A 24,101-nucleotide genomic window follows, 5' to 3' on the forward strand; every position below is an offset into this window, starting at 1 on the left:
CTAGATTTTCCGCATGCGCACCTTTTGCACTAGGTGATCGGGTCCCTTGCGAAGAACCAAGGAGGCACGCACACGGGTGGGCAGAATGTTCTCCATCAGGTTGGGAAGGTTCACGGTCTGCCAGATCTCGCGGGCGACAAGAGTGGCCTCTTCATCGCTGAGGTCGGCGAAGTGGTGGAAGTGAGCCTCCGGATCCTTAAATGCGGTGTTCTTGAGGCGTAGGAAGCGGTCGATATACCAGTCTTCGATGTCCTCACGCCGGGCGTCGACGTAGACGGAGAAGTCAAAGAGGTCGGACACCATGAGGGTGGGGCCAGTCTGCAAGACATTCAATCCCTCGACGATAAGAATATCCGGGCGATCGACCGTGATCGTTTCGCCGGGGATTCGGTCGTAGGCCTCGTGTGAGTACACGGGCGCTTCAACCTTCTGGGTGCCGGATTTCACCTTGGTAACAAAGCTCAGCAATTCGGCCTGGTCATAGGATTCCGGGAAGCCCTTTCGGTGCATGAGTCTGCGACGTTCCAGCTCGGCGGTGGGCAGCAGGAAGCCGTCGGTGGTGACGAGATCCACCCGCGGGTTTGTCTCCCAACGCTGCAACAGAACCTGCAGCACACGGGCGGTTGTGGACTTGCCGACGGCTACGGAACCACACACACCAATGATGTAGGGGATTGGTGGCAAAGGCTCGCCCAGGAAGGTTTCGGTGGCGGCGTTGAGCCTGCGGTGCGCCTCGACGCGTAGGAAAATCAGGCGGGACAGCGGGAGGTAGACCTCGGAGACCTCTTCCAGGTCGATTTCGTCGCCGATGCCGCGGAGTTGTTCCAGTTCATCTTCGGTGAGGACCTGGGGCATCGACTTTCTTAAGGTGCGCCACTGAGTACGGTCCAGCTCAATGTAAGGGCTGGGGGAAGTCATAGCCCCATTGTGCCCCGAAAAAGGGGCAAGGTGAAATTGAAAGGGGGAAAGGAAGTATCGGAGAGTTCGAGCCGGTGAGCTGGGTTGCCTGGGGTGGTGTCCTAACCACTCGCTATGATGGTGGGGCAGATAAGCAAAAGTTCTATCTTTCGCCTTATTTCATTTCGTCCACATTTTCATCCACAAATGGAAGGCCCTCGTCGACGTGACTTCTCCGCAGAATTCGTCCACACAGAACTCCTTACAGCACAACACTCCTCTGGCGGAGCTGGATCCGCAGGTTGCGGAGGCTATCGCGGGTGAGCTGCGACGTCAGCGCACCACGCTGGAGATGATCGCCTCGGAGAACTTTGTTCCGCGTGCCGTATTGCAGGCACAGGGTTCGGTTCTGACTAACAAGTACGCCGAGGGCTACCCGGGTCGTCGTTACTACGGTGGTTGCGAGCACGTGGACGTCGTTGAGGACCTGGCCCGCGACCGCGCCAAGCAGGTCTTCGGCGCGGAGTTCGCCAATGTTCAGCCGCACGCCGGTGCACAGGCCAATGCCGCTGTGCTGATGTCGCTGGCTAATCCGGGTGACAAGATCATGGGTCTGTCCCTGGCGCATGGCGGTCACCTGACGCACGGCATGCACCTGAACTTCTCGGGCAAGCTTTACGAGGTTGTCGCCTACGAGGTCGACCCGGAGACCTTCCGCCTGGATATGGACAAGATCCGCGAGCAGGCTCTCGCTGAGAAGCCACAGGTACTGATCGCCGGCTGGTCCGCATACCCACGCCACCAGGACTTCGCAGCGTTCAAGTCCATCGCGGAAGAGGTTGGTGCGAAGCTGTGGGTGGACATGGCGCACTTCGCTGGTCTGGTAGCCGCCGACCTGCACCCGTCCCCGGTTCCGCATGCAGACGTTGTCTCCACCACGGTGCACAAGACGCTGGGTGGGCCGCGTTCCGGCATGATCTTGGCTAAGCAGGAGTACGCCAAGAAGCTGAACTCTTCGGTCTTCCCAGGCCAGCAGGGTGGCCCGCTGATGCACGCTGTTGCTGCGAAGGCTGTGGCCATGAAGGTTGCGCAGACCGATGAGTTCCGTGACCGCCAGAAGCGCACTTTGGAAGGCGCAAAGATCCTGGCTGAGCGTCTGAACGCACAGGATACGAAGGACGCTGGCGTTCAGGTCCTCACGGGTGGCACTGACGTGCACCTGGTGCTGGTAGATCTGCGCAACTCTCAGCTGGATGGCCAGCAGGGTGAGGATCTGCTGCACGAGGTTGGCATCACCGTTAACCGCAACGCTGTGCCTTTCGATCCACGTCCGCCGATGGTCACCTCCGGCCTGCGCATCGGTACCTCCGCCCTGGCTTCCCGTGGGCTCGATACGGAGGCCTTCACCGAGGTTGCCGATGTCATCGGTACCGCTCTGGCCGGTAATGCGGACGTGTCCGCTCTCCGCGCCCGCGTGGACAAGATTGCAGAGGACTTCCCTCTGTACGACGGCCTGGAAGACTGGAAGCTGGTTTAGGTCAGCTGCACTAGTCGCTTGCCACTAGCTGGCGACTAAAAACTGAGGACCGGAGGACAAAGGAACGGGAATGGTCAACACCCGCTCGAAAAAGGCAATCATCGTCGTCGACGTTCAAAATGACTTCGTCGATGGATCCCTTGGTACCGCCCGTGGCGTGGATGTCGCTCGCGGTATCAATGCCTGGTTGCGCAAGGTAGTAGGTGTAGATGGCGAAGCCGTTGCTTCCCGTCCTCCGATCGTCGGCACGCTCGACTGGCATATCAACCCCAAAGGCCATTTCGCGCCCGAGGGTGAGGAGCCAGACTACAAGAACACCTGGCCCGTTCACTGTGTGGCCGACACTCATGGCGCACACCCCTGTGCAGAGCTCAACCCTGAGCTAGTGGATGTATGGTTCCACAAGGGGGAATACACCGCTGCCTACTCGGGCTTCGAAGGCCACCTGGCTGGCGAAGATCAGACACTACAGCAGTGGCTGAACTCTTTGGAGGTTGAACACGTCACGATTGTGGGCATCGCCACCGATTTCTGCGTCCGTGCCACGGCGCTGGATGCTTTGAATGCTGGGTTCCACGTGCGCGTCATCGAGCAACTGTGCTCGGCGGTGACTGAGCAGGGCGGCAAGTCCGCTATTCAGGAGCTGGAAGACGCAGGCGCGGAGATCATCCGCGGCTAGGCCATCTCCCACCCATTGCTTTCGTGCTAGTCGGCAATTGCGATGTCCGGTCGCCGTGATAGCTTGCGAGCCCCGAATGCTGCCCAAATGACGTGCAGCAGAAGTAAAGCCAGCAGGGCGGCGCTGAGGGTGTCCATCCATCCCAGATCCCAAACCGGAAGCGTGGAATTTGTGGATTTTTCGGCCAGAGTATGGGTTCCAAGACAGCACGTACCCACGGGGAAAGTGCTGGCCCACCAGGTGGGGTTATAAGGCATGGGGGTACTGCCCAGGGCTGTTCCCCAGTGTTCGACAATGGCGTAGCCGGCGAGGGGAATACCAACGCTCAGTATTACTAAGCCGTAGACCGTGGCACGGAAGTGCCACTGGTTACCCGCAAGCAACTGTGCGGCCACGGTGGACTGGCCGACGAGTCCCAGCGGAATCCACGCGGTGGTGGCGAACTGGGCGGGGATGATCGGGAAGGTGCGCGCGTAGATGAAGGCAAATGTCGGTACTGCCGTCACCCAGGCCAGGGCAAAGCATGCGACCCCGATTCCGTGCACAGTTGAGCCCCACTCACCCACATGGGGTGCCAGCTGAGCCGAGGCGGTAGCGGCAACCATAGGCGCTACTAGGGGCAGCCCGCAGGTAAAGGCGGGAGCTGGGCGGCTAACAAAGAGATAGCGGAAGAACTTCACGCACGTGATCGCGCCAAGGACGGTCCCTACGGTCCAGCAGAAGGTGTGAACTGACCAGCTGCTGAAGATGAGGGAGTAGGCACTTCCCAAGGCGAGGATGCCCATGGAAGCCATTCCCCATGCCGGCATGGCGCTCGAGTGGAAACCCGGGTTGCGATGTCTAAGGAACCCCACGGTGAGAGCCAAAGCGAGGAGTGTCGCCACGCCAAGCATTAGCTCGGCAGGGAGGTGCCCCAGCGTTGAGCTCAGGTGAATGTCAATGAGTGACGCCGTGATGCCCAGCCCCATCACCGCTCCGGCCCAACCGGGGCCTAGGGGCGGTAGGTCGGGCTTGCTGTGCTTCGTACTCATATTCTCGAGGCTAGGCAGTGCTCGGCAGTAGCGGGAGAGTGTATGTGCTGGACAGGGTTACAATGAATGCATGTACCCCCAAAGGAATCTTGATAACGAAGGGGATTCTTTCCCTGCTCAACGTGGCTTTGTTCCTGACGCCCTCACAGTAGATTCCGTCCTCGCTGTCGCTCGGTATGGAGGCATGAACCGGGCCGCAGAGCATCTGAACGTCTCGCAACAGACTGTCAGTATGCGCATTGCCAAGTTGGAAAAACACCTAGATGCGCGCATCTTCTGGCGCGGAGCCGCAGGGAGTTCCACCACGGAGGTAGGCCGCCAGGTCGTCCGCGCACTGGAGAGCCTAGAAGAAGCGCTCGACGAATGCGCTCGTGGCCTTGAAGAAGCACTGGGAGAAGGCGTTGTCGAAGAGGTTAAACTCGTGGCCTCGAACACCGTGGCGGAATTGGATTACCCACGTTGGGCAGCGAAGTATTTGCGCACCAGCCCACAGACTCATCTGCATATGCGGCAACTCAATAGCCAAGAGGCGCAGCGCCAGGTTGTCCAGGGCCAGGCGGAACTGGCGGTAGTAGAGGGAAACTGGGTCACACACGAACTGCACCAGCGGGTGCTGGGGCACGATGAACTGGTGGTTGTCGCACCTGCAGAACACCCCTGGGCGCAGGCCAACGATCATGGTCATTCGGACACTAAGCCGGGGAAAACGGCGTCAAGAGAAAAAATAGTGACGAAAAACGAGTTGAAGTCCACGCCTTTGGTGCTACGCGAACCGGGAAGCGGCACCAGGGAAGTGGTGGAGGCAGTGTTGGGCGAGCTCGCTCCACCGGCGGGGGAATTTGGTTCCCTGGGGGCTCAACGTACGGCAATCGGTGCGATCGGGGCGCCAGGGGTGATCGCGCGAAGAGCCGTAGCGTCGCAACTAGCTACTGGGCAGTACGTGGAGGTTCCGGTGGCCGGAGTCAAGTTCGACCGGCCGCTGCGAGTGGTGTGGAGCTCGAAGAACCGCCTCTCCGAGCCGGCCCTCCGTTTCCTGAGCTTCCTTGCGAGCCAAGCTGACGGGCAGATGGCCTAGAGTTTGTTCTATGACTCAGGACATTCCAAACTCTGCTAACTCTGTTAACACTGCGAACACCGCTAACTCTCCAAGCACTGCCGCTGCGTCGACGACGGCGGGCGACATCGTGCAGGTCTCCACAGTTGGAGCCGTACGCTACATCACCATCAACCGCCCGGAGGCATACAACTCGCTGGATAAGGCGCTGCGGCTTGCGCTGATTGATGCATTCCGCGAGGCGCAAAAGGATTCGCAGGAACCTGGATCCGCCGTGCGTGCAGTCGTACTGCGGGCTGCTGGTAAGGCCTTTTGCTCCGGGCAGGACCTGAAAGAGCAGCTGCAGGATACGCAGAACCGCACGGGGATGGAGAAGGTTGTGGAGGAGTACAACCCGATGGTCGAGCAGCTCACCGGCATCACCGTGCCGACCATTGCCGTGCTACAGGGACCAGCGGCAGGAGCCGGCTGGGGGCTTGCGATGGCCTGCGACTTCCGCGTGATGTCAACGGCTGCGTCGTTTAAAGGTGCGTTCACTGGTGTGGGACTAGCCGCGGACTCCGGACTGTCGAAGACACTGGTGGATTGTGTAGGGAGGGCGAAAGCCCTGCAGTTGCTGCTTCTGGATCGAAAAGTTCCCGCTGACGAGGCTTATGGGCTAGGACTGGTCGAGAACCTGGTGAAGCCAGAAGAGCTAGAGGCCACGGCAGAGAAGTTGGCGGTATCTTTCGCCAATGGGCCGACGGCGGCCTATAAGGAGATGAAGGCGCTGGTTAAGAATGCCGCGGCTATCAGTGAGGCAGCGGCGGCTGAGGCCGACGCGCAGTTGCGTCTGTTTAACACCGCTGACCATAGCGAAGCGGTGGCTGCTTTCGTAGGAAAGCGACCACCGCAGTTTAAGGGGGAGTAGGGCTAGAGCCCTACTTTTAGAGCCCTACTTCTCGCCCTTGGCCAGGCGGCGAGAGATGATCTCGATCATGATCTCGTTCGGGCCGCCGTAGATCGGCTGTACGCGGGAGTCCAGGTAGTGCGTGGAGATCGGGTACTCCAGCATGAAGCCGTAACCGCCGTGCAGCTGCAGTGCCTCGTTGACGACCTCAATCTGCAGCTCAGTGGTCTGGTACTTGGCCATTGCACCGGTGACCTCGTCCAGGGTGCCGTTGACCTTCTCCATGATGCAGGCATCAACGAAGGACTGGGAGGTCTGAATGTTGGTAGCCATCTTGGCCAGCTCCCAGCGGTATGCCTGGTGGTCGATCAGGCGCTGACCGAAGGTCTTGCGATCCTGAGAGTGCTTGTACACCAGATCGAATGCGCGGCGGGAGGTAGCGATGGAGCCGACGGCGATGGACAGGCGCTCCTGAGCCAGGTTGGTGCGCAGGTAGCCGAATGCAGCGCCCTCTTCGCCCAGCAGGTTCTCCTTCGGAACGCGGGTGTCCTCGAAGGACAGCTCAGCGGTGTCCTGGGACTTCAGGCCGACCTTCTTCAGCGGACCGGTCTTGGTGTAGCCCTCCATGCCGTCCTCGACGATCAGCATGGAAACGCCGGCGCGACCCTTCTCCGGGTTGGTCACAACGACCAGCAGGGTGAAGTCAGCCTGGACACCGTTGGAGATGAAGGTCTTGGCGCCGTTGACGATGTAGTCGCCGTTCTCGTCCTTCTTTGCGAAGGTACGGATGCCAGCCAGGTCAGCACCTGCGCCCGGCTCGGTCATAGCCAGAGCAGCGATCTTCTCACCAGCACAGAGCGGCTTCAGGAAGCGCTCCTTCTGCTCGTCGTTACCAAAGCGCTGCAGGTAGGGGATGACCAGGTCGTTGATGGTCTGGATGCCCACGATGACGGAGCCGGAGTCAGCCTTGGCCAGCTCCTCGGTCAGTACAGCGTTGAAGCGGTAGTCGTTCTCCATTCCACCGCCGCCGAACTCCTCCGGAGCCATCATGCCCAGCAGGCCCTGCTGGCCGGCCTTCTGGTACATCTCACGGTCGCAGTAGCCCTGCTCGTGCCAGCGGTCGACGTTCGGGGCGATCTCGGCCTCCACGAAGTCCGCGCAGGCCTCGCGGAACATGTTGTGCTCTTCTTCGAAAATGTTGCGTGGCAGGAAGTTCTTCATGGGTTCCTTTCAAAACCAAGACGTTGGTTGCTTGAATACTGAACCGGTTGAGACGTTGAGACTCTGTACGTCTCTGTATGTCTCTTGTGCACTCGTCATGCGTTCGGCCAGATTCTTAAACATCAGCGTCGGCTATAGAGAGTTATTGTGTTGCAGCTCGATAGCAAGCCCGCATTGTGACGTGCATCTCTGCGTTGCTTATGAGAATAGCATCTTCTTGTTCGAGAAGTACAAGAAAACCCCTCGATGTCGGGCGAAGGTACACCGACGAAATCCTCGCATGTGGGAATCTTTCCCCCCCAAGGGGGAGGGTGAGTTGATTTCGTGCCACATAAGAGCAGGTCAACTATTTAATCAATATTTTTGTTGTTTAAATATTGACAACCGAAGTGAGGGTTGGCTAACCTCATGGATGTGTCGCAGGCTAGTCACCTGAGGCGCACTGCAGTTGTGGAATATGTTGCAGTACTAAGGAAGGTTCACATCGCTGGAGCGTTGAACATGCGTTGCGGGTTTCTCTCTTCTCCCCGCATACTCATGTGCTCTAGTCGTGGCTTCTTATGAAGTGCTGCGGTTGTTTATCCGGCTACTTCACGGCAGTCAGCTTCGTCACCTGGCAACCGTTTACCGGAACTGGCTTTTCGGTGGCTCGTCACCATCGGAACCAACTTTTTGCCGCAAGGCAAAAAGAAAGGGCGAGGAAGGGTCCGAACTATCGGGCTCATCCTCGCCTTTTTCTTTATCTCATTCAGCCTCGTTGTCCTCGCGCTCACTAGCCAACTTATGTCTTGCTTCTCGCAGCCAATCCGGCTGATTCTCAAGCAGTGCCTTGATATCGGCGGTGGTCAGAGGCTTGTCCATCTCATTGTTCTTCAAGGGCGTGATGCTGATCCCCAGCTTGCGTGCCACCTCTGGACGCGGGTGCGGTCCCTCGCGACGCAACGCCTGCAGCCAGGCGGGAGGATTCTCTTGCAGCTCAACGAACTGCTCATGTGTAAGTGCGGAATCTTGGAACTCCTGCGGGGTTGCAGGAAGATAAATGCCCAACTTCTTGGCGGCAGTGGCGGGCTTCATGGGCGGGCCGGATCTGTAACTCGGGTTCGCATCAGTCATGACCATCATTCTAATGAAGCCCCTATTATTAGTCCCATGCCAGATGTTCCCGCTTCACAGAAGCAGCAGTCCACCCGTCGCGTCTCTCAACCAAAGCGTCAGGCGCGTCACCTAAAGGTTGTTTTCAGTACTGGAGTGCAGCCCGATAAATGGTTTGGCCGATTCGACGAGCGCGTACCGGGGTGGAAGATCGCTAGCGCGGGAACCGATGATCCATTGGCTTATATACGCTCTCACCAGGCAGATGTGGCTTTGGTGCGTTTGCCCGCCGCTGGCTATGAACGCCCTGCGGACATGCATGAGGTGGCTTTGTATGAGGAACAGGTAGGTGTTGCGGCGCCCAAGGAGCATCCCGTCAAGCTCATGGACGCTATCGACTACCAAGAGCTCACTGATGAAAAGCTGATGTACATTACTCCGTCGACAGGCTGGGACGATGTCGCTGCTCTTCGTGAAGCTCTCCAAGTGGTGGCTGCCAACGTGGGCATTGCTGTCGCGCCGCGCCCACTGTTGCGTGCTCTCAACCAGCGCGGTGTAGTGCACCGAGATCTTTTTGGAATTGACGCCACCACGTGTCCCCGCACTCGCGTGGCTCTCATGTGGCTGACCGAATCCGACAGTGACGTCATTCAGGACTTTGTAGGGATATGTAAAGGGCGCACTGCGGGCAGTTCTCGACAGACTGCTGTTAGGGGGAGAGACAGCGTCAATAAAAAGGCTGCTAAAGGTGGTAAAACAGGAAAGAATAAAGGGCAGAAGAGGCGCTCCGGAGCATAGCGCAAAAATAAAGAATTCGTTGCAGTTGGGTTAAGTTATTGAACGACAGCTGCGTTAGGGGGAGCTTCCTATTAAAAATAGATCGGTAGGTCTTTTACATAAAGTAAAGATGAAAAGTCAGTTAAGCCAATAGAAAGGTAAAAGAATGAACTCTAACAAGCGTTTCCGTCGATCCGCAGTCGCGCTGGCCGCCGGTGCATCCCTGGTTTTCGGTGTCTCTGCCTGCTCCGAGGAGGATAAGGACAAGGCTACCGACGCTGCTAACTCCGCAACCGACAAGGCAGGCGACGCTGCCGGCTCCGCTTCCGAAAAGGCTGGCGACAAGGCTGACGAAGCTAAGGACAAGATGTCCAGCTCTGAGGAATCCGAGGGTGCAGACGCTGAAGGTTCCAAGGAAGCCGGCACTGAGGGCTCGGATGCTGAGGGTGCCGGTGCTGAGGGGGAGACCGTGAAGGTCAAGACCGCTAACGGTGAAGAGGTTGAACTCCCCAAGGATGTGAAGACTGCTTGGGATAACGAAGGCGGCGAGACCGGCGCTTTCGGCAAGCTGACTGAGTTCAAGGATGGCGAGAAGGGCTCCCTGGCCACCTTCGAGAAGGGATGGATCGCAAACTCGGAGGAGAACGGCGCAGTCCCGCTGATCGGCAAGATCGGCGAGACTTGGGCAAACGGTGGTGGCCTGGACAATGAAATCGGCCTGCCGACCGCTCCGGAGCAGGGCGATGCGGCTTCCGGCTGGACCCAGTCCTTCCAGAACGGCACTATTAAGTGGGCCAAGGACGCTTCCGGCAAGTTCGCGGAGACCATCGAGAAGCGCTAAACACATAAGTTCTAACCTTCAAGTAGAACTTGATAACCCCAGGTGAGGGGCACGAGATGCCTCAAACCCTGGGGCTTTTTTGTGTTTACCTAGAGTTCATCTGACAACAATGTAATTTCCATGCAGCGAGCATAGCGTCGGTGGTGTCCGAAGCAAGTAACAACTACCCACCTCATCCGTTTCCCGGATGTAAAGCGTAGCTTTTGCAACGCGGAATGTCCGGGTTGATTAACTCATGATCCCTGCAAGGAGCGCCATCTCCATGACTTCCGCCACGCCCACCGATCAAGCTCACCAGACTTTTCACGCCGATCAGGCTCTCAACGCTCACTCCGACGCAGAGCTTGGCCTGCGCACCTATGTTCTCGACACCTCGGTGCTGCTATCTGATCCTTGGGCACTCATCAAGTTTGCGGAGCACCGCATCATCCTCCCCGTCGTCGTCATCAGCGAGCTGGAGGGTAAGCGCCACCACCCCGAGCTCGGATGGTTTGCTCGCCAAGCCCTGCGCATGCTCGAAGATTTCCGCCAGGAACATGGCCGCTTGGATATGCCCAGCATCATCAACGACGAAGGCGGCACGATCCAAGTAGAGCTGAACCACGTTGATCAGTCCGTTCTCCCCACCGGTCTGCGCGGGGAGCAAAACGATCACCGCATTCTCGCGTGTGCTTTGAACCTGCGGGCAGAAGGGCACAACGTAACGCTAGTCACGAAGGATGTCCCGCTGCGTGTGAAAGCCGGCGCAGTGGGCTTGGACGCCGACGAGTATCACGCTCAGGACGTTGTGCTGACTGGTTACAACGGCATGGCTCGCGCTGAGGTTCCATCCGGGATCATTGACGAGCTTTATGACGTAGGAGAAGCCGACATCTCCGGTGCACTCACTGTAGAGGGCGACGAAGTAGACGAGCTGCCGATCCACTGCGGTCTGCAGCTTACTGCTGGTAGCCAATCGGTGCTTGCACGCTCGCTGGGCGATGGCATGGTGCGCCAAGTGCCCACTGACCTGGAAGCCTTTGGCATTCGTGGTCGTAGTGCTCAACAGCGCGTAGCTCTGGATCTACTGCTCGATAACGAGGTTGGCATTGTGAGCCTTGGCGGATCCGCGGGTACAGGCAAATCTGCTCTCGCGCTGTGTGCCGGCCTGGAAGCAGTTTTGGAACGCGGCGAGCACAAGCGAATCGTTGTGTTCCGGCCGCTGTACGCGGTGGGTGGCCAGGATCTCGGTTACCTGCCAGGCAGTGAGACCGAGAAGATGAACCCCTGGGCGCAGGCGGTCTACGACACCCTGGAGGGCGTAGTAAGCGATAACGTGCTGGAGGAAATCGACGCTCGCGGCCTGCTAGAGGTTCTTCCGCTCACGCACATCCGCGGACGAAGCTTGAACGATAGCTTCGTCATCGTTGATGAAGCACAGTCCTTGGAACGCAACGTGCTATTGACTGTCCTCTCGCGTCTGGGTCGCAATTCCCGAGTGGTGCTTACTCACGATGTTGCACAACGCGATAACCTGCGCGTTGGCCGACACGACGGCATCCAGGCGGTTATCGAGAAGCTGAAGAATAATCCGCTGTTTGCGCACGTTACTCTCACCCGTTCCGAGCGCTCTGCGATTGCTGAACTAGTCACAAACCTCTTGGAGAAAGGCTAGTTCGCTGACAGCTGCCGGCTGTTAGCTGGCTGTGAGTGGCGAAACCAGTGGAACGTGAGGCAGAATTTCTTCCATGACTTCCGCGAATACCGCAGGGACCCCTTCACAGAACAGCGCCACTAAGAGCGCTGAGGGTAGTGCCAAGCAAGCAGTCTTTATCCGCCTCATGGAGGAGAAAGATTACCCCCAGGTTCAGAACATTCTGCAGACGGGGATGGACACAGGCGAGGCAACGTTTGAAGAAAACGCGCCGGAAGACTGGGAGACCTTTATGCGTCACCGTCTGCCGGAGCTTTCGTTTGTCGCCATTGACACGGATCCCGCAGCCGCCGCGGCCGCAGGCCTAGGCGAGGATGGGGAAAAGGTTCTGGGCTGGATTACCGCCACTTCCGCCAGCCACCGAGACGTCTTTGATGGAGTGCTGGAAGACTCCATCTACGTTCACAAGGACGCTGCGGGCAAGGGCGTGGCCGGCAATCTATTGGATCGGTTGCTCAAAGACGCAGCTGACCAGGGGCACTGGGCAATGCACTCCAGCATTTTTCCGGAGAACGAAGGATCAGTGCGCCTGCACCTTTCCCGCGGCTTCGAAAAGGTGGGAATCTTCCACTGCATGTCCCACATGAACTACGGCCCTAAACAAGGCACCTGGCGCCACAATATGGTGATGGAGAAGATCCTGGAGGGCGGCCCGGCATGGGAGTACTACCAGGAAAACCTGGAGCACAACGAAGACGCCTAACCAGGGAAGGAGATTTGGCCTTCCCCGTAGCCGGGACTAACTTATCCCGAGCTACTCGATGGTTTCCTTGAGATTGTCCTGGTGCACCAATACAAGAATCAAAGCAGCCACCACGGCCACCGGAGCCATTGCTCCGAGCACGGGAACGAGGGCGTCGTTATACGACGTAGTGATCGCCTCGTGCAGTGGTCCGGGCAGTGTATCGACGATCTCCGGAGTCAACCGCGAGCTACCGCCACCCTGAAGCTTTTCCGCAAACGGAAGCCCTTGCGGCCCCATCTCCTTTATCGCGCCAGGCACGCGCTGTCCCATCAAATCCGCTACACGGTGGGTAAACAGTGAACCAATGATGGCAGAACCAGCCGTGCCGCCAATTTGGCGGAAGAAGTTATTCGAGGCCGTTGCCGTACCCACCATCGTGATTGGGAACGAGTTCTGGACAATCAGCACCAGGATCTGCATGGTAAGACCCAAGCCAACGCCCATGAGCGCTAGCACCAGGCCTAGGTGTACGAGGGAATCGTGGGCGTCAAAAAGCCCCATAAGGCCCACGGCAGTGGCGGCAACGCACAAACCTACAACGGGGAACCACTTGTAGCGACCAGTCCGGGACACGTACTGACCGGAACCGGTAGCAGTGATGATCATGCCCGCCATCATGGGGATCATCATCAAACCGGCCTTGGTGGGTGTCATGCCGTGAACCATCTGAATGTACGTCGGCATATAAGCCAGCACGCCGAACATGACCACGCCCGTGATCGTGCCCGCCAAGGTGGTGACCACGAAGTTGCGGACGGTGAATAGTTGCATGGGGATCAGCGGATCGCTTGCCTTGCGTTCTGTCACCACGAAGAGAGCGGCCAGCACTACGGAGGCGATGCCGAGGCCAATGATGACTGGGCTGGACCATGCATAATCGCGGCCGCCCCACGTGAGCAGCAGAATCAGGCAGCTCGTAGCGCCGGCCATGAGAACAGTGCCGATCACATCGAGATTTGCGCCCTTGCCGCGCTTTGGCAGCTTCAGATTGAAGCCCACCATGAGCAGGGTCGCGATCGCCAGTGGAACGTTAAACCAGAGAGCCCAACGCCAGCCTGGGCCATCGGTGAAGAAGCCACCCAGGAGTGGTCCCAGCACCGAGCTCAGGCCGAATACGCCGCCCATGATTCCCATGTAACGGCCGCGCTCCCGGGCCGAAACCACGTCGGCGATGATCGCCTGCGACCCGATCATCAAGCCACCCGCACCGAGGCCCTGTACGCCGCGGGCGGCGATCATCATGTCCATGCTCTGCGCTAGCGCTCCAATGACGGAGCCGGCCAGGAAGAGGGAAACAGCCACTAGGTACAGCGGTTTGCGGCCCATCTGGTCGCCTAGCTTGCCGTATACCGGCATGCCGATGGTCATGGTGAGCAGGAAGATGGTGATGACCCAGCTCATTTTGTTTGCGCCGCCAAGCTCACCGACGAGGGTGGGTAGAGCGGTGGAGAAGATCATTTGCCCCAGCGAGGACATCAGCATGCCGAGCATTAGGCAGCTGAATACGAGTGGCACATTGTTGTTGTTTTTGAGGCGCTCTTTTTCTGCGGTTTCGAGCCGTGCCTTGGCAGCTGCGGCTTGGCTTCGGGTATCGCTCATAGGCGGTTCTCCTTTTGAGTTGTTTCTGCGATGGCGGTTGAGGGTTCGATGGCGGAGAAGATTTTCTGCAGTCCTGCCAGGGGAATGTCGAAGTCTTTTGTGCTGCTTAGCGTTCTTCCGTTGCGCGTTGCCGAAGTGGCAGCGGCCCATTGAACGGTGGTTGCAGCTGTGACGATGAGGTGTGCTTCCTCCATTGCTTCCAGGTCTGAAAGGCGATTGCCCGGGTGCTTGTCGAGGTTCCGGCATACAGCTTCAGCGAGGTCGCTGCGAAGCTTTTCGTAGCAGGCGATCTTCGCGAGTGCGAGGTTGGGGAATCTCTCAAGTATTTGGGATCGACGCCACCTTATCGACTCCGCTAATTCCGGATCGAGGTTGGCATTGTCCGACTTCCGAGCCTCTTCCAGGCGCTTCTGGGTTAGCATCTCGTAGAGGTGCTGGGGGAGGCTGCCCTGGTTGGGGGAGAAGTTCACTATTTCTGCGAAGTCTTCTTCAGTGAGGAGGGGAGGTTGCTTGCCGACCGCAACGTGCTCCTTTGAAGAAAAGTAGTTGAAGAAAGTGCGGCGGCTGATGTCAGCAGCGATGCAGATTTCCTCCAGGGTGACTCCATCAAAGGAGCGGTCGAGGAAGAGCTGGGTAGCTTTGTCCTCAATCCGCAGCCTGGTCTCCAGGCGCTTGCGCTCGCGCAACCCCATGTTTGCGGGGGCTGAGCTATTTGAATTCATCACTTGCCCAAAAGTACACCGAGTGCAAAGTTATAGCCAGTGCAAAATGTGTGTGATTGTGCATCCATATTGCGGTGGTGTGGGGTGGTTCACGTTGGGTGTGGGGAAGGGGTATGGGGGATGTCGTTAAATCGGGAATCTGTTAAAGGGGTCCGTGTGCATTAGTGTAAAAGGCCAGTTCAGAGCGTTTTGTGTGGAGGGTACCTGCGGTGAAGCTGTCGCAGATTCCCGATCTAGCGACATTTCATCCTCGCCGAGAGGCCGGGCCCAGGGCAGAGAAAAACCCGCCGGCATCCCTCCGTAGACGGCAGTTAGCCTCCGGAGGGAAATCAGCGGGTGATCTACTAAACTGACTCGCCCATCAGGCGGGGTTAGTCAGTCGCGCCAGCCTAAATTGGCCTACTTGTCGCGGTCGGTGTTGGCCATGGCCAGGACATCGAGACGCTTGTCCAGCTCCTCTTCAGTCAGCTTTTCGCCATCGACGAAGCCCAAGTCGATCACTGTCTGGCGGATGGTCTTGCCTTCCTTCAGCGCGGTCTTTGCAACCTTAGCCGCAGCCTCGTAGCCAATGGCGGAGTTCAGCGGGGTAACGATGGACGGGGACGACTCAGCCAGAGTGCGCATGCGCTCCTCATTTGGCTCGATACCGTCGACCAGCTTCTCCGCGAATACGCGGGCGGTGTTGGCCAGCAGCTTCGCAGACTCCAGCACGTTACGAGCCATCATCGGAATGAAGACATTCAGCTCGAACGCACCCTGGGAGCCGCCGAAGGCCACAGCAGCGTCGTTACCGATAACCTGTGCCGCAACCTGGGTAGCGGTCTCACACAGAACAGGGTTGACCTTGCCCGGCATGATGGAGGAGCCCGGCTGCAGATCGGGCAGGTGGATTTCGCCCAGGCCAGTCAGCGGGCCGGAGCCCATCCAGCGGATGTCGTTGGCGATCTTGTTCAGGGAAACGGCGATGGTGCGCATAGCGCCGGAGAACTCCACGAGGCCATCGCGGTTAGCCTGTGCCTCAAAGTGGTTCTCTGCCTCACGCAGCTCCTTTACGCCGGTCAGCTTCACCAGCTCGGCAGTAACGTTCGCGCCGAAGTCAGCCGGGGTGTTCAGGCCGGTGCCGACTGCGGTACCGCCGATTGGCAGCTCACCCAGGCGGGGCAGGGTGGCCTCAACGCGCTCGATGCCTGCCTCGATCTGGCGTGCGTAGCCGGAGAACTCCTGGCCCAGGGTAACCGGAACGGCATCCATCAGGTGGGTACGGCCGGACTTCACAACCTTTTCCCACTCCTTGGCCTTCTTAGCCAGGGATTCCTGCAGAACCTTAAGGCCCGGAATCAGGTCAGTTACTGCAGCCTGGGTAGCGGCAACGTGGGTGGCGGTTGGGAAGGTGTCGTTGGAAGACTGACCCATGTTCACGTGGTCATTCGGGTGGATCTCCACGCCGTTGTTCTTGGCGATGGAGGCGATGACCTCGTTGGTGTTCATGTTGGAAGACGTGCCAGAGCCGGTCTGGAAAACATCGATCGGGAACTCAGCGTCGTGCTTGCCCTCAGCGATCTCCTTGGCAGCGGAGATGATGGCATCCGCCTGCTCATCGGTCAGCAGACCGCGATCCTTGTTTACCTGCGCACAAGCAGCCTTCAGCAGACCCATGGCGCGGATCTGTGCGGATTCCAGCGGACGGTCGGAGATCGGGAAGTTCTCCACTGCACGCTGCGTCTGTGCACGCCACAGAGCCTTGGCGGGAACCTTAACCTCGCCCATCGTGTCGTGCTCAATGCGGAATTCTTGCTCGGTCATTCTTTCATCACCTTTATCTCGATTGCTTTATGACGCTTCCCGCTGTGAACTCGTCGACGTTCAAGCAGCAGGAACGTAAAGAAGCGGATTAGTCTTCGTGTCCCGCACGGACACAGCCCAACTTACCTAAAAGGATGTCGGGCGGTTGAGGCGTGCGGGCGTCAATAAAAGGGCTAGTTACGGGTGTAATCCAGCACGGAGTAGGACTGCAGTTTCGCCAGCTGGTGCTGCGACTCGATGAAGCGGATTGTGCCGGAACGAGAACGCATAACCAGGGAACGGGTGGTAGCGGAGTTCTGGTGGTAGGAAACGCCACGCACCATGTCGCCGTTGGTCACACCGGTAGCCACGAAGTAGCAGTGCTCGGAGTTCACCAAGTCGTTGGTGGTCAGCACACGATCCAGGTCGTGGCCAGCGTCCAGAGCCTTCTGGCGCTCGGCTTCGTCCTTCGGCCACAGCTTGCCCTGGATCTCGCCACCCATGCACTTCATCGCTGCTGCGGCGATAACGCCCTCCGGAGTGCCGCCGATGCCCATCATGATGTCCACGGAATTCGTCGTATTATCCTGCGCGGTAGCCACGGCGCCTGCGACATCGCCATCGCCGATGAGTCGAACCTTTGCGCCGGCCTCGCGGATTTCGCGAATGAGATCCTCGTGGCGCGGGCGATCCAAGACGACAACGGTGATGTCACCCGGAACGGTTCCCTTGGCCTTTGCCACGGCCTTGATGTTGTCGGCGACTGGAGCGTCAATGTGGACCTTGCCGACGGCCTCCGGGCCGACAGCGATCTTCTTCATGTAGAACACCGCAGAAGGGTCGTACATGGAGCCACGCTCGGCTGCGGCGATGACGGAGATGGCGTTCGGGCGTCCCTCTGCCATCAGGGTGGTTCCGTCCACCGGGTCGACGGCGATATCCACCGCCGGGCCATTACCGGTGCCGACATGCTCGCCGTTGAACAGCATCGGGGCTTCGTCCTTCTCGCCCTCGCCAATGACCACCACACCGTCCATCTCTACGGAGTTGATCATCTGACGCATGGCGTCCACAGCGGCGCCGTCACCGGATTCCTTTTGCCCACGTCCGACCCACTTGCCGGAGGCCAGAGCAGCAGCCTCGGTCACGCGGACAAGCTCCATTGCCAGATTGCGATCTGGAGCATCTGGATTGGGGGAGACAGCAGGGGTGTGCGCTTCAGTCGACATGATCTTCCAGCTCTTTTCTATTGCTGATAGGTAATAGGTTCTATTCCACTTCCATTGTGCCCTATTTCCCTCGGGCGATGCCTTTAGCAGTATCGGCCAGCCCTACCCAGGGTTAATTTGCCTAGTCGAGCAGAAGCAGTGCGATAATGGCGGACGTGCAGATTCAAAAACCCCGCGCATTTCAATCCGCCAAGGACATCGTGCTGTCCCTGGTGGTGTTGTTGGTCGCCATGTTCTTGACGGTCGGGTTCACGGGCCTGTGCTCCTTTGATCCGGGTGAGGCGGATCGGTCGGGTCCGGTGCAGGAGGTCGATGCAGATGCGGTGCTGAAGATGGATGCTCGTACGTTTGACTTCCCCATCCGCAACCCGGAAATGCCGGAAGGGTGGGTGCCCAATTCCGCTCGTCGTGTGATGGTCAACGGCGAACCGTCGAGCTTGGTTGGATGGGTCGTCAACGGAGAGAACTACATCTCTCTGACGCAGACCGGTGCCGACTTCAAGGCGGCAAGCCAGCCTGATGATTCGGTGAGGGAAGAGACCAATACCGAAACCACTGGAGACGTTGAGTGGCATGTCTTCACCGGTGAGGATGCGCGCCCATTGTGGGTTGCCGACCTGGGGGATGTGCGTTTGGTGATCGAGGCTATGGCTTCTGCTGAACAGACGCGCACCGCCGCAGAAAAGATTGCCGCGACCGACCCGATCGATGTCGGCGAAGCGGCGCAACCTTCGAAGGCTAAGTAGTCCTCTTCCGCTATTCCTCGCCGTTCGGCGCCACCTGCTCGGTGCCAGATGCTCCTGCGCTTCGAGCTTCGCGCTGTTGCAGTGCCTTTTCGATGCGCTGTGATGCGCCGTTGAGATAATCCTCGCAGTACGCTGCCAGCTCCTCGCCGCGCTCCCAGTAGTTCAGCGATTCGTCCAGGCTCATCTGCCCTAGCTCGAGGATCTTCACCACTTCCACCAGCTCGTCCCGCGCTTCCTCGTAGCTGAGTTGATCGAGCGGGCGAAACTTTTGTTGTTCGGTGTTTCCGATGCCGTTGTTGTCTGCCATTGTCTTAAGCCCCTTCTGCGTTCGTATCTGCGTTGGTATCTGCGCGGTTGTTGTGGTCGCTGTTGTTACTGTTGCTGCGGTCGCGAGTCTTTTTTATGACGCCACCCGGTGCGGCTTGCACGCCCATCGCTGCGGCCGTGATGGATCCATCGGGAACCCGGATCCGCAGTTGTGAGCCTGGAGCAACCTGATCCACCGTGGTCACGACCTGCGCGCCCGACTTATCCCGTGGAATAACTTGCACGATTGAATAGCCACGGGCAAGAGTCTGCGATGGTCCCAGTGCATTAACCTGAGCCTTCAACGACTCGATGGAGCTCCGCAAGGAACGGACGTGCACCCCGAGTGCGCGGTCCTTTCGCTGCAGTGCTTCTGCGATGATCTCTCTTTGCCGGGTGACCGGCAGACTTGGATCCGCCATGACTGGTCTGGTGCGGATCTGCGCTAACCCACGCCTCTCGTGAGCCACCCAGTTACGCAACGCGCCCGCACCACGTTCACGTGCTTCGCCGATAATCCGCAGTTCCTGCACGACGTCCGGTACTACCGTCTTCGCTGCGTCAGTGGGAGTGGCCGCACGGACATCGGCAACATAGTCCAACAACGGGTTGTCCGGTTCGTGGCCGATTGCGGAGACTACCGGCGTGCGCATTCGGGACACTGCACGCACCAAAGGCTCCTCGGAAAAAGGCAGAAGATCCTCTACAGAACCTCCACCGCGGGCGACGATGATCACGTCCACAGCCTGATCGCGTTCTAGCTCCTGGAGGGCATCAACTACTTGCGGAACCGTCTTGGGGCCTTGCACTGCCGTGTTGATAACCCGAAAGCGCACGGCGGGCCATCGTCGCTTAGCAACCTCCATCACGTCCCGTTCCGCTGCCGAACCACGCCCAGTGATGAGCCCGACAGTTGTGGGCAAGAAGGGGAGCGGAGCCTTCAGCCGGGGGTCGAAGAGACCCTCGGCGAACATTGCCTTCTTCAACTGTTCTATTTGAGCCAATAGCTGGCCAATTCCCACCTGACGAATATCCGTCACCCAGAGGGAAAAACTGCCACGTTTCGAATAAAACGAGGGCTTGCCGTGGACAATGATCCGGTCACCGTCCTTGACCGGAGTAGCCAAGTTTTTCAGCGCGCTGGTCTCGACGGTCAAAGACACGGAGGCTTCGACGTTCACATCGCGCAGAGTGATATACGAAAAACGCCACGTGCTCTTCATGTTCACCTGGGTGACTTGACCTTCGACCCAGATGAACCCAAGTTTCTGAATCCAGTTCTTTACTTGGTCGTTCAACTGCCCGACAGCCCAAGGGGACTCCGCAGAATTTGGAACGCTCATGGTTAAGCATTCTAAAAGACGGTGCGGACACCCTGGGCGCCTACGCCACATTGATGGTGAATGGTCAGACCCCGTCACGTGGTTTAACCGGCTTTGCTCTTCCATTACGATGGGGCACATGACTACCCCAACTACAGAGCCAAGTACCGATACTAAGAAGGTTTTCCTCGCTGCTCCGCGTGGCTATTGCGCAGGAGTTGACCGAGCAGTCGAGTCGGTGGAAAAGGCTTTGGAAAAGCATGGTGCGCCCCTGTACGTGCGCAAAGAAATCGTGCACAACAAGCATGTCGTGAAGACTTTCGAGGAACGCGGTGTGATTTTTGTGGATGAGACCACGGAGATTCCTCGCGGCTCCAACGTGGTTTTCTCTGCTCACGGCGTGTCGCCTGCTGTGCACAAGGAAGCCCGTCAGCTCGAGCTCAAGACTTTTGACGCCACGTGTCCGCTTGTCACCAAGGTCCACCACGAGGTCACGCGGTTTGCAAAGCAGGGTTACCAGATCATCCTCATCGGCCACCATGGGCACGAGGAGGTCGAAGGTACAGCGGGTGAAGCCCCAGATGTTGTACACCTCGTCGACGGCGAGGATGATGTCAACGCGCTGGAGTTCCCGGAGGGCACCAAGTTGGTTTGGCTGTCTCAAACGACGCTCAGCGTGGACGAGACCATGTCCACAGTGAAACTGCTCCGCGAAAAATTTCCGGATATCCAGGATCCTCCGTCCGATGACATCTGCTACGCCACACAGAACCGCCAGGTAGCAGTGAAGGCGATTGCGCCGAAGGTGGAGCTCATGATCGTGGTTGGCTCCCAGAACTCTTCGAACTCCAAGCGACTGGTGGAGGTCGCTCTGCAGCACGGCGCGGAGAATGCGCACCTGGTGGATTACGCGGAGCAAGTTGATCCGGCATGGCTCGAGGGCGTTACGAACGTCGGCGTAACCTCAGGCGCTTCGGTGCCGGAGATTCTGGTTCGAGGGGTATTGGATCTTCTGGCGGACAAGGGCTTCGGTGAGGTCGAGGAGGTCACCACCGCGACGGAGGATCTGATCTTCTCCCTGCCTCGCGAGCTGCGCCCGCCGCGTACGCAGAAGTAGTTCTTAGTCGCGCTCGTCGTCTAGGTAGCGCTTGGGGGACAGTCGTCGCTCCGGGAGGGGAACCCGGCGGCGCTGTGCGTTATCTCGCAGTTCAGCTGAGCTGCGCGTCACGCGGGTAGCTTGACGGGGAGATGCCTCACGGCGGGAATATGCGACCCTGTCTGAACTCTTGACAGGTTCGGAACGCGAGGTGGCGTCATCATCATAAAGAGACTCCCTACGCGCCCGGCTACGTTCCTTCGCGCGACCGTAGGCTTCGATGTTGCTGCGGTCAGATTCGCTGCGGCGGCGACGCTGCATCTCTAGCCTTGCGGCCTTGCGAGTGAGGGATTCGCGGTAGCTCCACCAGCGGAACACTGCGATTCCCACCGCAATGAGGAATGGGATCAGCAACCACAGAAAGTGCTCGATGGCGGGGTAAATCGAGGTGATGACCTTTGTTTTCCTGCTGGCTATGGTCGCCGCCCCAGAGCTAAACCAGCCGATGACGAGTGATCCAAACAAGTAATACAGCGGGAATGAGGCCACAGTAAGGAATAGGCCGCGCGGTTCGACGAAGATCGTGGAGACGATCATTGCGATCACGAAGAGAACGAAGAAACTGGTGGGGATTGTGGTGTCACCCTTGGCTAGTACCAGTCCAGTGAAAATCACCGCCAGCATCACAAGCACCGGAGCCCAAACGGGGAACCAATGCGAGGGAGAATCCTCGTGCGCTACTTCAGCGTGGCCACGACTACGGCCGAGGCGCTGTGCAGAGCGACTTTCGCTGCGCTGCGTGGCGCTCGTGCGGTTACTGCTTGTAGTTCGGCTGCTTTCGGTCACGGGGTAATGCTACTTCTTTGGTTTGCTCTACTTGTTATTGCCACGGAGGGAGTTCAGGATTGACTGCACCTTCCCGCGGATCTGCGACTTTGCGTCGTTAAAGGATGACGCCCCTTCGTGTTCAGCGACTGGCGTTTCCGTGGAAACGCCACCATCAGCCGCTGCGGAGCTCATGTCCGGGGTGGCGGTTTGGGTAGCACGGGGAGCCTGAACGGACTGACCGTTTTGGGCAGTTTCGCTGTTACGAGGCTCATTTAGCTGATTTGCTTCGGACTTCTTGGAATTGGTGAGCATCATTGCCTTACGCAGCTCCTGCCAGCGCTGAGCTGCACGTTCCGACTGTTCTCCAGTGAGTGAACCTGCGGTGGTGGCGAACTCGATATCCCTAGAGGTCTTTTCGCCTGTGGCGAGGTCTGTTAGATCACCCATGTAGCGCAGAATGACCGCAATCATGGCGGCAGTGGGTACTGCCAGGAATGCACCAATGATGCCAAACAGAGTGGAGCCCAGGGTAACGGACAGCAGAATGATGACAGGGTGGACGTTCATCGCACGGGACTGCAGCACTGGCTGCAGGATGTTGCCTTCCAGCTGCTGCACAGCGATAACGAGTAGCAGCGCCATCACAGCGGTATTGAAGTCTACGGCCACCAGTGCGATGAGGACCGATAGGGCGCCGGCGACGAATGCACCCACCATCGGGATGAAGCCACCGAAGAAGGTCAGGATCGCAAGCGGACCGGCTAGTGGCACGTTGAGGAGCACCAGACCCAGGCCAATAAAGATCGCGTCGATGGCAGACACGATGGCCTGCGTGCGGATGAAGCCACCCAGAGTGTTCCAGCAACGGGTCAGAACCTCGGTGAGGTGCCAGCCGACACGGCGACCCGTCACGCGGCGCAACATCGGCAGGAAGTTCTCGCCATCCTTCAGGAAGAAGAACGTCAGAACCAGCATGACGAACATGGTCACCAGTAGGGAAGCGGTTTCAGTGCCGAAGGCCGCAAGGCTGGTGGCGATGTCGCCGGACTTGTTTTGCAGCCAGTCGGTAATCTGCTGAACGCCGTCGTTGAACTGGCTTTCCTGCAGGTTCACAGGCGGTCCCTGGAGCCAGTCCTGGATACGGCCGATACCGTCGCTAGCTTGGTTGACGATCGTTTTGCCCTGATCCACCGCGCTCGGGGCGATGGCGGCAAAAGTCCCGATGATTAGGGCGAAGAAGCCCAGAATGGCTATTAATACAGCCAGGCTGTTGGGAACTTTGGCCTTGCGCAATACACGCACGACCGGCCAGAGAACCGTACAGACAATAACCGACAGGCACACCGGAAGAATGCCCGCCCACAGCTTGCCGAAAACTTGGAAACCTAGGTAAAGCGCTGCGGCAATAATGATGAAGCGCAGGCACCAGCCCGCAAACCAACGACCCGTGGTGCCGATTACCTCGGCGCGGTCGCGCAGCTCAGGGTTGAGATCCTCGTCGATGGAAGATTTCTTGTTCTTCTTCTCGGACTTCTTCTTCACCTTGGCCGCATGTGACTGCACGCCGGGGCGCTCGTCGGTCTCGGTCTCTCCGTCTGGCTCATTATCCTCCGCGAGTGGCTTTTCATTGCCCGTGGTAGCGCGGGCGGAACTGCGTTCCTGTACGAATGCCTCGCCTTTTTCCTCAACGGTGGGAGCCGTCTCCGCGCGCTTGGCCTCAATCACTTCCGCCTCCGGAGATTCGGGACTGATTGTAGGGCGCTTTGCGGCTTCTGGTTCGTCTGCAAAAGAGCCGGAGCCTAAGCGTGCTTCATCTTTATCGTCGCCAGGGATCGGAATGTTCTCGGTATCCATCCGCTGTGAACCCGCGATAAAGTCTGCGAAGTCACGGCCGTCCTCGCCAAGAAAGGGCCTGTCGTGGGGGTTCTGGGAGTTCATTCTCCCTATTCTGCCTTACGACGGCCCGAAACGGGAGTTAGAAATGCCCTCCCGGAGCATGTTGATGTGACTGTGCT

At 58.5% G+C, this 24,101-nt stretch carries 22 protein-coding genes; 10 read left to right on the plus strand and 12 right to left on the minus strand.

Annotated features, from left to right (window positions below):
• A complete protein-coding gene (coaA, locus tag ACUY2T_RS07670; protein ID WP_448308149.1) occupies positions 1 to 918 on the minus strand; it encodes a type I pantothenate kinase in 918 nt (305 codons plus the stop codon).
• A 205-nt stretch (positions 919 to 1,123) separates the two neighbouring features.
• Between coaA and glyA the strand changes: the two genes are divergently transcribed.
• Complete coding sequence (gene glyA / locus ACUY2T_RS07675; RefSeq protein ID WP_448308150.1) at positions 1,124 to 2,434, plus strand: serine hydroxymethyltransferase; 1,311 nt, start codon at positions 1,124 to 1,126, stop codon at positions 2,432 to 2,434.
• A gap of 70 nt (positions 2,435 to 2,504) precedes the next feature.
• Positions 2,505 to 3,113 carry an isochorismatase family protein gene (locus ACUY2T_RS07680; protein WP_448308151.1) on the plus strand — a complete coding sequence of 203 codons (609 nt, stop codon included), beginning with the start codon at positions 2,505 to 2,507 and terminating at the stop codon, positions 3,111 to 3,113.
• Between the two features lie 26 nt (positions 3,114 to 3,139).
• On the opposite strand, the gene ACUY2T_RS07685 is transcribed toward ACUY2T_RS07680, so the two are convergent.
• Positions 3,140 to 4,144, minus strand: coding sequence for an SLAC1 family transporter (locus ACUY2T_RS07685; protein WP_448308152.1), 1,005 nt, complete (start codon positions 4,142 to 4,144; stop codon positions 3,140 to 3,142).
• A gap of 70 nt (positions 4,145 to 4,214) precedes the next feature.
• Between ACUY2T_RS07685 and ACUY2T_RS07690 the strand changes: the two genes are divergently transcribed.
• Together ACUY2T_RS07690 and ACUY2T_RS07695 are read left to right on the plus strand one after the other, a co-directional pair.
• Positions 4,215 to 5,219: a LysR family transcriptional regulator gene (locus ACUY2T_RS07690; RefSeq protein WP_448308153.1), complete on the plus strand. Its 1,005-nt coding sequence runs from the start codon at positions 4,215 to 4,217 to the stop codon at positions 5,217 to 5,219.
• Between the two features lie 10 nt (positions 5,220 to 5,229).
• Positions 5,230 to 6,108 carry an enoyl-CoA hydratase/isomerase family protein gene (locus ACUY2T_RS07695; RefSeq protein WP_448308154.1) on the plus strand — a complete coding sequence of 293 codons (879 nt, stop codon included), beginning with the start codon at positions 5,230 to 5,232 and terminating at the stop codon, positions 6,106 to 6,108.
• A gap of 24 nt (positions 6,109 to 6,132) precedes the next feature.
• Here the strand turns inward: ACUY2T_RS07695 and ACUY2T_RS07700 are convergent, their stop codons facing one another.
• Positions 6,133 to 7,308: an acyl-CoA dehydrogenase family protein gene (locus tag ACUY2T_RS07700; RefSeq protein ID WP_448308155.1), complete on the minus strand. Its 1,176-nt coding sequence runs from the start codon at positions 7,306 to 7,308 to the stop codon at positions 6,133 to 6,135.
• A 744-nt stretch (positions 7,309 to 8,052) separates the two neighbouring features.
• Positions 8,053 to 8,421, minus strand: coding sequence for a DUF5997 family protein (locus ACUY2T_RS07705; RefSeq protein WP_448308156.1), 369 nt, complete (start codon positions 8,419 to 8,421; stop codon positions 8,053 to 8,055).
• 36 nt (positions 8,422 to 8,457) lie between these two features.
• Between ACUY2T_RS07705 and ACUY2T_RS07710 the strand changes: the two genes are divergently transcribed.
• The 4 genes from ACUY2T_RS07710 to ACUY2T_RS07725 all read left to right on the plus strand — a co-directional run bounded on the left by ACUY2T_RS07710 (position 8,458) and on the right by ACUY2T_RS07725 (position 12,414).
• Complete coding sequence (locus ACUY2T_RS07710; RefSeq protein ID WP_293791032.1) at positions 8,458 to 9,198, plus strand: LysR family transcriptional regulator substrate-binding protein; 741 nt, start codon at positions 8,458 to 8,460, stop codon at positions 9,196 to 9,198.
• A gap of 145 nt (positions 9,199 to 9,343) precedes the next feature.
• Positions 9,344 to 10,018 carry an LGFP repeat-containing protein gene (locus tag ACUY2T_RS07715; protein WP_448308157.1) on the plus strand — a complete coding sequence of 225 codons (675 nt, stop codon included), beginning with the start codon at positions 9,344 to 9,346 and terminating at the stop codon, positions 10,016 to 10,018.
• A gap of 262 nt (positions 10,019 to 10,280) precedes the next feature.
• Positions 10,281 to 11,672, plus strand: coding sequence for a PhoH family protein (locus tag ACUY2T_RS07720; RefSeq protein WP_448308158.1), 1,392 nt, complete (start codon positions 10,281 to 10,283; stop codon positions 11,670 to 11,672).
• Between the two features lie 73 nt (positions 11,673 to 11,745).
• A complete protein-coding gene (locus ACUY2T_RS07725) occupies positions 11,746 to 12,414 on the plus strand; it encodes an N-acetyltransferase family protein (RefSeq protein WP_448308159.1) in 669 nt (222 codons plus the stop codon).
• A 51-nt stretch (positions 12,415 to 12,465) separates the two neighbouring features.
• Here the strand turns inward: ACUY2T_RS07725 and ACUY2T_RS07730 are convergent, their stop codons facing one another.
• The 4 genes from ACUY2T_RS07730 to glpX form a co-directional block, all read right to left on the minus strand.
• Positions 12,466 to 14,055, minus strand: a complete 1,590-nt coding sequence (locus ACUY2T_RS07730; RefSeq protein ID WP_448308160.1) for an MDR family MFS transporter — start codon at positions 14,053 to 14,055, stop codon at positions 12,466 to 12,468.
• Positions 14,052 to 14,777: a TetR/AcrR family transcriptional regulator gene (locus ACUY2T_RS07735; RefSeq protein ID WP_448308209.1), complete on the minus strand. Its 726-nt coding sequence runs from the start codon at positions 14,775 to 14,777 to the stop codon at positions 14,052 to 14,054. Before ACUY2T_RS07735 ends, ACUY2T_RS07730 begins: the two co-directional genes overlap by 4 nt.
• Before the next feature lie 399 nt (positions 14,778 to 15,176).
• Positions 15,177 to 16,580, minus strand: a complete 1,404-nt coding sequence (locus ACUY2T_RS07740) for a class II fumarate hydratase (protein ID WP_448308161.1) — start codon at positions 16,578 to 16,580, stop codon at positions 15,177 to 15,179.
• Between the two features lie 173 nt (positions 16,581 to 16,753).
• Complete coding sequence (glpX, locus tag ACUY2T_RS07745) at positions 16,754 to 17,788, minus strand: class II fructose-bisphosphatase (protein WP_448308162.1); 1,035 nt, start codon at positions 17,786 to 17,788, stop codon at positions 16,754 to 16,756.
• Positions 17,789 to 17,934: 146 nt separating this feature from the next.
• Here glpX and ACUY2T_RS07750 point away from each other — a divergent pair, with 146 nt between their 5' ends.
• A complete protein-coding gene (locus tag ACUY2T_RS07750) occupies positions 17,935 to 18,534 on the plus strand; it encodes a DUF4245 domain-containing protein (RefSeq protein ID WP_448308163.1) in 600 nt (199 codons plus the stop codon).
• 10 nt (positions 18,535 to 18,544) lie between these two features.
• Here the strand turns inward: ACUY2T_RS07750 and ACUY2T_RS07755 are convergent, their stop codons facing one another.
• Together ACUY2T_RS07755 and xseA are read right to left on the minus strand one after the other, a co-directional pair.
• On the minus strand, positions 18,545 to 18,841 hold the full coding sequence (locus ACUY2T_RS07755; protein ID WP_448308164.1) for an exodeoxyribonuclease VII small subunit: 297 nt from the start codon (positions 18,839 to 18,841) through the stop codon (positions 18,545 to 18,547).
• A 4-nt stretch (positions 18,842 to 18,845) separates the two neighbouring features.
• Positions 18,846 to 20,183 (minus strand): exodeoxyribonuclease VII large subunit, encoded by a 1,338-nt coding sequence (gene xseA, locus ACUY2T_RS07760; protein WP_448308165.1) that lies wholly within the window; start codon positions 20,181 to 20,183, stop codon positions 18,846 to 18,848.
• A gap of 109 nt (positions 20,184 to 20,292) precedes the next feature.
• On the opposite strand from xseA, the gene ACUY2T_RS07765 reads away from it, so the two are divergent.
• Positions 20,293 to 21,279, plus strand: a complete 987-nt coding sequence (locus tag ACUY2T_RS07765; protein WP_293792328.1) for a 4-hydroxy-3-methylbut-2-enyl diphosphate reductase — start codon at positions 20,293 to 20,295, stop codon at positions 21,277 to 21,279.
• 3 nt (positions 21,280 to 21,282) lie between these two features.
• Here ACUY2T_RS07765 and ACUY2T_RS07770 read toward each other — a convergent pair whose 3' ends face one another.
• Positions 21,283 to 22,104: a DUF6542 domain-containing protein gene (locus ACUY2T_RS07770; protein ID WP_448308166.1), complete on the minus strand. Its 822-nt coding sequence runs from the start codon at positions 22,102 to 22,104 to the stop codon at positions 21,283 to 21,285.
• A gap of 27 nt (positions 22,105 to 22,131) precedes the next feature.
• The gene (locus ACUY2T_RS07775) at positions 22,132 to 24,024 is read right to left on the minus strand and encodes an AI-2E family transporter (protein ID WP_448308167.1); all 1,893 of its coding nucleotides are present in this window, start codon (positions 24,022 to 24,024) and stop codon (positions 22,132 to 22,134) included.
• Positions 24,025 to 24,101: the final 77 nt, after the last annotated feature.

The organism is Corynebacterium sp. 22-2729, from assembly GCF_053479475.1.